The 8,519-nt window shown below is 47.3% G+C and carries 11 protein-coding genes; 1 reads left to right on the top strand and 10 read right to left on the bottom strand.

Annotated features, from left to right (window positions below):
* Nucleotides 1-1,258, top strand: a 1,258-nt coding sequence (gene mobV, locus FVR03_RS23030) for a MobV family relaxase (protein WP_187270280.1), incomplete at its 5' end; no start/stop codon positions are given.
* A 300-nt stretch (nucleotides 1,259-1,558) separates the two neighbouring features.
* Here the strand turns inward: mobV and FVR03_RS23025 are convergent.
* The 10 genes from FVR03_RS23025 to FVR03_RS22985 form a co-directional block, all read right to left on the bottom strand.
* Entirely contained in the window at nucleotides 1,559-2,185 is a 627-nt protein-coding gene (locus FVR03_RS23025; protein ID WP_147924131.1) for a hypothetical protein, read from the bottom strand.
* Nucleotides 2,175-4,220, bottom strand: coding sequence for a carbohydrate-binding module family 14 protein (locus FVR03_RS23020; protein WP_147924130.1), 2,046 nt, complete (start codon nucleotides 4,218-4,220; stop codon nucleotides 2,175-2,177). Before FVR03_RS23020 ends, FVR03_RS23025 begins: the two co-directional genes overlap by 11 nt.
* A 328-nt stretch (nucleotides 4,221-4,548) precedes the next feature.
* Nucleotides 4,549-4,770 carry a hypothetical protein gene (locus tag FVR03_RS23015; RefSeq protein ID WP_147924129.1) on the bottom strand — a complete coding sequence of 74 codons (222 nt, stop codon included), beginning with the start codon at nucleotides 4,768-4,770 and terminating at the stop codon, nucleotides 4,549-4,551.
* A gap of 87 nt (nucleotides 4,771-4,857) precedes the next feature.
* Complete coding sequence (locus FVR03_RS24640) at nucleotides 4,858-5,010, bottom strand: hypothetical protein (protein WP_187270279.1); 153 nt, start codon at nucleotides 5,008-5,010, stop codon at nucleotides 4,858-4,860.
* Nucleotides 5,011-5,033: 23 nt separating this feature from the next.
* Nucleotides 5,034-5,285, bottom strand: coding sequence for a helix-turn-helix domain-containing protein (locus FVR03_RS23010; RefSeq protein WP_147924128.1), 252 nt, complete (start codon nucleotides 5,283-5,285; stop codon nucleotides 5,034-5,036).
* A 59-nt stretch (nucleotides 5,286-5,344) separates the two neighbouring features.
* Nucleotides 5,345-5,647: a type II toxin-antitoxin system RelE/ParE family toxin gene (locus FVR03_RS23005; RefSeq protein ID WP_147924127.1), complete on the bottom strand. Its 303-nt coding sequence runs from the start codon at nucleotides 5,645-5,647 to the stop codon at nucleotides 5,345-5,347.
* A complete protein-coding gene (locus FVR03_RS23000; protein WP_147924126.1) occupies nucleotides 5,632-5,865 on the bottom strand; it encodes a hypothetical protein in 234 nt (77 codons plus the stop codon). The genes FVR03_RS23005 and FVR03_RS23000 overlap by 16 nt, the downstream gene beginning before the upstream one ends.
* Nucleotides 5,866-5,876: 11 nt before the next feature.
* On the bottom strand, nucleotides 5,877-6,083 hold the full coding sequence (locus tag FVR03_RS22995) for a hypothetical protein (RefSeq protein WP_147924125.1): 207 nt from the start codon (nucleotides 6,081-6,083) through the stop codon (nucleotides 5,877-5,879).
* Nucleotides 6,084-6,134: 51 nt separating this feature from the next.
* The gene (locus FVR03_RS22990) at nucleotides 6,135-7,055 is read right to left on the bottom strand and encodes a replication initiation protein (protein ID WP_147924124.1); all 921 of its coding nucleotides are present in this window, start codon (nucleotides 7,053-7,055) and stop codon (nucleotides 6,135-6,137) included.
* Nucleotides 7,056-7,713: 658 nt separating this feature from the next.
* Nucleotides 7,714-8,178, bottom strand: a complete 465-nt coding sequence (locus tag FVR03_RS22985) for a helix-turn-helix domain-containing protein (RefSeq protein ID WP_147924123.1) — start codon at nucleotides 8,176-8,178, stop codon at nucleotides 7,714-7,716.
* Nucleotides 8,179-8,519 lie beyond the last annotated feature (341 nt).

Raw genomic sequence — 8,519 nt, 5'->3', positions numbered from 1 at the left:
CGGAGCAGGCCTCGGAGACCACATCGACCGCAAGGAGGGCCAGGAGCACACCTTCCAGAACGCCGACCCGACGCGGCGACAGCTCAACCAAAGCTTTGCCGTGACCGAACACTGCTCCAAGCCGCTGCACACAGCCATCTCTGACCGGATTGCTGAGGGCTACACCGGCACCACCGCCATCCGAAAGGACGCGGTACGGGCGCTCTCGCTGGTGTTCACCGGTACGCACGAAGACATGAAAGCTATCGAGGTAGATCCGGAGAAAATGGAGGGCTGGCTAAAGGCCAACTACCAGTTCGTAGCTCAAGAGTTCGGGAAGGAGAACGTGGTGCGCCTGGCACTGCACCTGGACGAGAAGACCCCGCACCTGCACGCGGTGGTGGTGCCGCTGGTGGAGGGCAAGCTGACGGCCAAGAAGCTGCTGGGCAACAGGAAGGACATGAGCGCGCGCCAGGACCGCTACGCCAAAGCAATGGAGCCTTTCGGGCTCTCCCGGGGCGTGCGGGGCAGCAAGGCTGTTCACAACTCGGAGGGCTGGTACCTGGGCCAGCAGCAGCAGGCCCAAGAGGCCGTTCTGAGCGATCTGCCGAAGCTAACGGCTTTGGACCGGATAAACCCTACCCGTTACGAGGAAAAGGTGCAGGAGCGCTTTAAATCCGTCTCCAGGGAGAAAACGGACACCGCTATCGAGCTCAAGCGCCGCACCGATCAGGTCCGGCATGCGCAGGCCAGCCAGCACAAGGCCGAGCAAGAGGCAGCCCGGCATAAGGAAGCCACCCAAGCCATCGCCGCGCAGCTCCTGCAGGCAGGCAAGGCTGGCATTACCCTCGACTCCTCTTACGCCCTGTTGAAAGCCCCTGAGGCGATCCGGGAGGCTGCCAACACGCTCTTCCAGGCGGAAGTCCGGAAACTGGCAGAGGCGCAGCTGCGGCCAGCCGCAGAGCTGTACTATCGGGGGATCTACCAACTGGAAGACAGCAGCAAAGCCACCCGAGAGGATTACGAGCGGCACCAACAGCATGACTCACAGGAAACCCGCAGCCACATAGCGGAGGAAATCACTAAGATTTTCAACCAGGAAATACAGAAACGGTGGGGTGTGGCGCTGAGTCAGGAGGCATCCCTCTACAAAGAGCTGCGGAAAAAAGCGGCAGACCTGGTGCGGGAACTTGCCAGAACCATCCTCCAGGAACTGAGGAAGGCGCTGGGGCTGGAGGAGCCACGCCAGCAGCGCAAGAGCAGAGGGTTAGGTAGGTGATGCATTGGAGTTGCTACCTTTGACTAAGATAGAAAGACGCGTATTTGATGCCTCCTTTAAACGGATGGCCATTGAACTCTCCTATGCCAGGAGATCATTAAAAGAGGTAACAGATGAATTAAATATAGCCTTGATCAGCTGAGTAAGTGGCGGCAGAAAAAGAGTTCACCAGTAAGATCTACTGAAGGGCTAAATGTCCCTACCGTCTGCATAAAAAAGACCCTTTACTTTTCCAAGCCTGGCAGTAACTGATCCAAATCCTACTCCAAGTATTCTTGAAGCAGGATTTGGATCAGTTATTTAATAAACTCTAAAATAATAGCCGTTACTAGGACGTATTGTTACAGGCAATCCAGTAAATTCTTCAAGATAGTGGACATTTATATCTGTGTTTGACACAGTAGTGTTAAAAGATGCTTTGTCACAACCATTGCCGCCACTCCTGCCATTGCTTGCTGTGCTCAGAATGCCTAAACCATAGGTTCCCTTTTCTTTAGGTATGATCGCAATCTTAATATGATATTTGTCCTCTGATTCCTGATAAAAAAACTGTTGGAACCCATCTGGATTAGGTATGTCCCTTGTGTTGTACATCTGTCCAGCTAAAGATACATATTCGAAGTCAAAAACAGCATCTGTGCCGAATTGCGTTCGCGGAGTCAGCTTGACTACAGACAGACTACCGCTTATATTGGCGTTAGAGTAATCAACAGAGCTTTGTGAGCCATGAGGATTCAGCCGTTTCGGAAACTCAGAAATGAAATACAAAGTGTCGCCTACCCGGAGGCTGTCCTTTTCAGGAGTGAAATACGCTTCAACATAAAAGTTGTAAAGAGGAAGTTCATTAACACATGGGTTTGGGCATGCCGTTAGAAGAAGTAAGCTTGTAAGGCATAGACCTACTAAGAGTTTTTTTTCAATAGCCATATTGGTTGAATAAGTCAGTTACTTGAGTAAGCTGATTGTTGTTGTTTTCCTGCATCAGACGAGCACGGTAGGCTTGTATACTTCTTACGTCTGAATCTAAAGCATTAAATAGCTGCTGATTTGTAAAACCTAAAACAGCATCATTCACAGGACGAAAATTTGCTCTTGTCTCATTGGGTGTGTTATCCATCAAATCAAGAAATACACCTTCTGGAATCCATCTGAATGAATCTCCAAGAAAGTTCGGGTTGTAATTTTCGAGGTAATTTAAGCGGGTGGTTTCCCAAGCTTCACCTTGTCTATTTATAATCGAGCTATTGGTCGTGTATCTTTGATGCGCTAAAAATTGCCCGTAATGGTTGCCCCAAGCTTCATTGAGCGCAATCAAAGGTGAGTTTGCTGTTTTGCCTGTACCATACGGTGAGGGTCCATTACTCAAGATTTCTGCAATAGTACCATCCACCGCTGCTTTATACCAGTCGGCGCCTGCCTTATTGTAAAGCATAGCGTGTGCCAGTTCGTGAAATATAGTTGCTACCACCCTGTCCGATGTTAAAGTTCCTGTAACATTGTAGCTATACGTGATATCAAATTGGCGTTTCATGTAAGCAGCCAATGCCGATAAACCTCCTGCTACAGGAGAAGCAGCGGTAGCAATAAATGTGTTTACAAAGGCAAGGTCTAAATGATCAATCCATCTTACAGAAAAAAGAGGTGCTGACCCAGCTCCCCCCACTTTAGCCCAATTTGTTAAAACAATTTTAAGGTTAGTCGGTAAATTGCCGCCTGTGCCCTGTGCTATAGAAAGATCCTTAAACTGTTGCACTGCATTGTGCGTGGTGGCGGCCACCCAGTTGCGGGTGCCTTTTGAATTTATATCCGGACGTATGGTAAAGGTAAAGGCAAAGTTGTTTATTTCGCTACCCTGGAGTGGGCCGAACTTCTTCTGGATTGGCAGAAGCACCTGATACACCCTTATGCCCCTTATGCCTCTTATCGAGAAATCGTTGTTCTTGAACTTAACAATCAGCTTCACCTTGTTCCTGAATTTTTTAATAGAATTAAAACGGCCGCTGTTGTTAGTATACATGCGTTCTACTTTAAACCATCGTCTTGCCACCACGCGCACGTTCCTCAGATTCTGAACCCCAAGCTGAGTATCGGTCACAGATAGGTTCCCGATAGTTTGCGTGAATACAGGCGGTGTTGTAGGAGGTTGGGTACTCACACAAGTTCGGCTGACAGGGTCCCATTGGGTACCTGAAGGGCAGTTGTTTACCAAGACGCAGCCGCCCATCTCAAGGTCGTAATAATAGCCGGGCGGGCAGTACTGGTCACAATCAGGGCAGTTCTGATCAACCGCTGTTTCGCTGCCGGTTGTATTTGGCGTAGACGTTGGGACAACACCCGCCATGCCATCGCCGTCTGCGTTCAGCCCGACCAGCCTCTCGGCTTCCGCTTCCACAGCTCCATCATCGGTGTCTGGCACGTAAATAGAGGCCAGCAGCTGGTACTGTATGCCACTGGGGAAGGTAAAGTTGGAGGGCACTACCGTATAGAGCCAGGTGATCTCTTCCTGGGGAATGCTTGGGTCCTGATAGGAGTCGCCGTCCTGCGATATGGTGTAATCCAGCGGTTCCTCAAACAGATCCAGGTCAAGAGTCTCGGTGAGGGTTAGCAATTGCTCTTTAGTGGTAGGCTTGAAGCGTACGTACTTTTTATTCGCGGTAATGTGGTCCCAGTTGCCGCCGTATACGTTTTTATACGCTTGACGCATGTTTGTTACCGTGTAAGGGTTAGGTAGTTGATACCCTAAAGAAGTGTACGTTTCTGTTGAGGTGTTATCCGTGTCATTAACGATCACCTTCTGGGTAGCGTCCGTATGAAGCTTGTTTTCGGCAGGGCCTACTTCAACTTCCGGCTCCGGCTCACAGGCGGTGCTGCCTATCAGCAGCAGGATGATCAAAAAGTTTATTATGCTGTGGCTAAAGGCGAAAGCCACAGCATTTCTGATAATCAGATAAAGTGTTTTCATAGAACATTATTAGGGATTGAATAATGCTATGAATATAGGTTTATATTTTTATTTTTGAATATTAAATTAATAAATATTTAATAAATAATACAAATTTTACAACACAGGATGTCATGCGATCAAAAAAGTATGATCCACAGGTTTCAAAGTAGCTAGCTGCCAGTTGCTGCTCCTGCCAAAGTACCAAAAGCGCACCCCCGGATTCCAGCCAATCAGGCGGGTTTCGCCTATAACTACTCTTATGTTAAATAGAGCACTTTCTGGGGAAAGTCATATTTAGGGCCAATAAGGGAAGGGTGCTATTTAGAGGCCATAAGGGGGCGCGGGTTTACTCGCCCTCCTCGTCTACCAGCACCTCCTTTTCAAGAGCCCCTTTCATCCTCTCCAGGTCTTGCAGCAGGTCCTCTTTTGAAGGGCAGGCAGGCACCAGGGAGTTTTCGCTCCAGGCCTCTACGTTCCCGTCCTTATCATAGTAGACCTCATGAATGCCGTATTCATACTCGCCCGAGCTGCTCAGCTTCTTGATTACTCTGTAATTCCAGTGGCCCATGATCTTGAAGAGGAGTATGCTGGTCTTTTAATTTAAGTTCTATGGCGGCTCACTACGTTTCCGGGTGCCACCCTGTGCCTGATGGTATCAAAGCGCTGCCAGGAGCTCATCCATGGACCAGGTTTTCAGGGTGCCCTTTTTGAACAGCTCTATGTCCGCCAGCGCATTCCTGAGCCGGTAGGTCAGCTCTGCTTCCTGCCGTTTCCTGATTTGCTGACGCCTTCCTCTCCTGCTGGTCATGGTTGCTATGCTTTAAGTGCGATTTAGGGTTCCCTTGATTTCCTTCCAAGGCTGTGCTCCCTACCTACGTCCAGCTCCTCTCGCCGAATCCTGGCATACTCCCCCGGCTCCGGCTCCTCAATTGGATAATGCTCCTGCTCAAACCTGCTGACAAGTAAAACCAGCACCTCCAGCTCCCCGGCCTCTGGGGAACCAGGCACAGCCTCCCACAGCTTTTCTATCCGTTGCAGGGCGGCCTGGTAACCGGCCTCGGTGCGAATTGGCTTAACTTCCATGGCTGAATATGTACTGTGAAACAAAGGAAAGAGGCAGCGCGGACTTTCTTTATGGTCTATTAGGCCTTTCGCTTCGCAGGGTTCTGCCGTGTATCCATGAAAGCGATCAGTTCGATTTCCTTTTTCCGTGGCTTGACCCGGTAAACAAGCGACACCTGCTTGATGATCACGCCGATATGCACATTCTTTAGCTTGTCGGACTTCCGATACATCAAGGGTTGTTCTCTGATGGCCGCCAAGATGTCATTCACCTTTCTTGTGAAGGCGACTATTTCTTTTTCTGTCCAGTGCTGCTGCAGGTAGTCAATATTCTGAGCGAAAGTACCAAGAGCCTGCTTTGTCCAGACTACCTCAAACCCCATTTGCCGAACATCTTTACTGCTTCCTCATGGGGCACTGTCTGGCCTTGATCCGCCTGGGCCAGGCCCTCGAGGATCACTTCCTTTTGCTGACCGCTCATCTCATCCCACCAGTCAGCCTCGTGGCTCTTGAACAGGGCTTTCACTTCCTGAATGAGGCCTTTGTCATTCGTGTTCAGCAGCATCCTGACGATTTCTAGTTTCTCTGTCTGTAAATTCATGATCCAGGTGTTTATTTATTCTCACAAGCGTTCTTTTGGCTATGCGAAGGCTTTATCTGGCGCTTGTTTAACATCTTTGCTTTGATTTCCTCCCAGGGACGGGCTGTGGTTTTTCCTTCCAGGAAGTCTCGCTTGGCCTGCAGCAGGTCCTTTACCTCCTCTTCGGAAAGCTGTACAACCCCCTGCTTGTCATAGAAGTCAAATGCGGGTGTCTCCATGGTCCAAATGTACTATTTTTCTTCCCTTTTGTTTATTCATTCTTCATCCGATCAGCGCAGGCCCAACACCTTTAGCAGCAAACCGGCAGGGTTTTTATCGGCCTTTGTTCTGCCTGTTTTCAAGTTATAGTTAAACTTAAACAAATTATCTATTAAGCTTTGACTGGATAAAATTTGATGAATCAGCTTTTCGTCCTTAATACCGTACTCATCCAGTATTTGTCGTCCTTTCTGAAGCCGAGTTTCCTCTACGGGCTTATCAAACTGAATAAGTAACTGCTGTGGTTTCTGTGCATTAATGTAGAATCGAACAGTTTGAAAAGAACGGCCAGACTTTATTAAGTGGTAGTTGATTTCAAACTCTGTGTTTTCATTTATCTGGCGTACGGCAACATCCAGCACCTTTTTCTTTAAATCGCTTATTCGCTCAAACTGTTCCGGTTTTTTGCCGTGAGGATCTTTTAGGCCCAGCATCATTTTAAATTCCTCCAGATCATAAGATTTCGTCTCTCCAATATCCTTCCACTGGCTCGCTAACTGGTAAATGCGCTTTGCATATTTGCTGGTTAGCTTTAAGGCAGAATGAAGTTGATAGGATGTAAAGTTATCTTTCAAATCAAAGAGGTAAGGCCGTATGGATTTAGAAAGAATAATATCAAAGCATCCGTGACCTTTAATGTATTTTACCTCTTGGAACATCCATATCTGGCGATATTCTTTATTATCCTCAACAGCAAACATACGTGAACCCATATCTTCAGTAGCTTCTCGTAATTGCTGATAATTCCACTGGCGGCCAGTCATGGCTTCAATATCCTTATTGTAGAAGCGGTACTGCTGATCTAGGTTATCCTCTCTCTTGAGCTTTGATAGCAGGTAAAACAGTATATCTAATTGACAGGCTGAATAATCGTAACGAGCAGTTGTAATCGTATTATGCTGACGTATTTCTAGCGACTTAGAATCATTCATAACATTACTTTTTGCCAATATACGAAAAACGGCTAATAAAAACGACAGTTGAAATTAAAAGTCGTTTTTCGCTTATAAAAAGTCGTTTTTCCGCTTATAAAAAGTCGTTTTTCGCTTATAAAAAGTCGTTTTTCGCTTATAAAAAGTCGTTTTTCGCTTATAAAAAGTCGTTTTTAGGTCTTGTAAGTGTCTGTTTTTTAATAACTTACAGCTACTGCAAATAAGAACAAATATATAAAATACACAAAGTTGTGTTTCGCGCATGCGCGCGTAAGGCGTTTAGGGAACTCAATAAATTGGGAAATGAAACAATGCCTCAAACAGAAAAAGAGCAAAAACAACAAAAGGGAAAAAAGAGCACCGGGGGCGCGGAATTTAGAAATTTACTAGTTAAGGTTGTAGGTCTTGCAGAATTTTGGGGACAGGAGCACCCATAGCTCAATGCTGCGAGACGATCAGAAAAAATGAAGGGTGACGCCCATGAAAATATTTACCGCGCTTAAAAGGGCTTAAAATCGATTTCTCTTAACTAAAATGGAAAGTGGATCGCCAGCTGCAGTGGCAGGCAAGCCATATTGCTTCTGCTTAGCTGGAGTACACTTAGAGCTAAAGGAAAGGTTTTATCAGTCAAAGAGACAGGGTGCGATTACAGGAGTTCTTAGAACTGCCACCATCGCTTCTTCTTTGTCGGCTCCAGATCTGCCGCCGTTACAGATTCTGCAGCGGTAGGCGCAGTCTCCCGCTTTAATCCTTCGCCGAGCAGCAGGAGACTGCGCTCCAGTGTCTCTATCTGGCGGTCCTTTATCCCCAATATCTCGTCCTTATGTCTTAACTGGAGCTTGAGTAAATCAATTTCATGCTGTAGACTATCAGTTTGTTGTGGCTGGACAACAGGTTGGACTTCTTGGGTAGGCATGGGTAGGCTATGTCCAGTACTCTTTTTTGTAATTTGTCCAGGGGTGGACATCGGGTAAGTCCGTTGTAGATAGCTTGCATCAATCATGATTTTGCCGTCTTCCGTCGTTACATAATCTTTGCTTTTGTGGTTGTTGCAAAGGCGTCGGATTGTTTTCTCACTTTTCTGGGTGGCCTCAGCAGCCTGTTTTATGGTGAGGTACGGCATAGGTCTGTGAAATAGTGTGTATAGACATGTCTAGTGTACAAATATAATAAATGTCTACCCAATGTACATGGACAAATTCATGATGTCCAAAGGGGCTTGGACAGTGTCTATGCCGCAAAAGCTAAGCCTTAAGGCTAGTGGCATTGGGTTCCATTGCCTTCTCATCTAACTCAATCCGTTCCAGAACTTCAGCATCAGGTGCTGGAGCCTAGGGCTCCAGTTGTCCGTTCCGGCCATAAAAGGATAACCAGAAATGCGTATCTTTGGTATGAAGTATAGCCCACTAGACTTCGTTCCGAAGTTGCGGGCCCTGCGGGGCCAAGGGCCTGTACAAAAGCCAT

Source organism: Pontibacter qinzhouensis, assembly GCF_008017455.1.
Lineage (GTDB): Bacteria > Bacteroidota > Bacteroidia > Cytophagales > Hymenobacteraceae > Pontibacter > Pontibacter qinzhouensis.
The sequence above is the reverse complement of the archived record's forward strand: the minus strand, read 5'-3'. Positions and strand labels throughout refer to the sequence as shown.